The organism is Exiguobacterium sp. s183 (assembly GCF_018617655.1).
Lineage (GTDB): Bacteria > Bacillota > Bacilli > Exiguobacteriales > Exiguobacteriaceae > Exiguobacterium > Exiguobacterium aestuarii_A.
The window spans coordinates 1-272 of record NZ_JACSKN010000021.1 but is presented as its reverse complement, the minus strand read 5'-3'; the positions used below and the strand labels follow the sequence as shown (position 1 = coordinate 272).

The following is a 272-nucleotide window of genomic DNA, read 5'->3' as shown; positions in this document are numbered from 1 at the left end:
GATATAGCTCTTAAATTGACGAAGCTTGCGCTTCATTCAAAAATTGTAAAACTTATTTTTGCCTCATCGTTCAGTTTTCAAAGTTCGTCAGTTTAAATGGTGGGCCTAAGTGGACTCGAACCACCGACCTCACGCTTATCAGGCGTGCGCTCTAACCGGCTGAGCTATAGGCCCATAAAAAAGAATGGTGCACCCTGAGAGATTCGAACTCCCGGCCTTTAGATTCGTAGTCTAACGCTCTATCCAGCTGAGCTAAGGGTGCATATGGTGCG

General features: G+C 46.0%; 2 tRNA genes. Both read right to left on the bottom strand.

Going from position 1 to position 272, the window contains the following annotated elements:
• Positions 1-97: 97 nt before the first annotated feature.
• Positions 98-174, bottom strand: a tRNA-Ile gene (locus tag KNP62_RS15520).
• A gap of 11 nt (positions 175-185) precedes the next feature.
• Positions 186-262, bottom strand: a tRNA-Arg gene (locus tag KNP62_RS15515).
• Between the last annotated feature and the right edge of the window lie 10 nt (positions 263-272).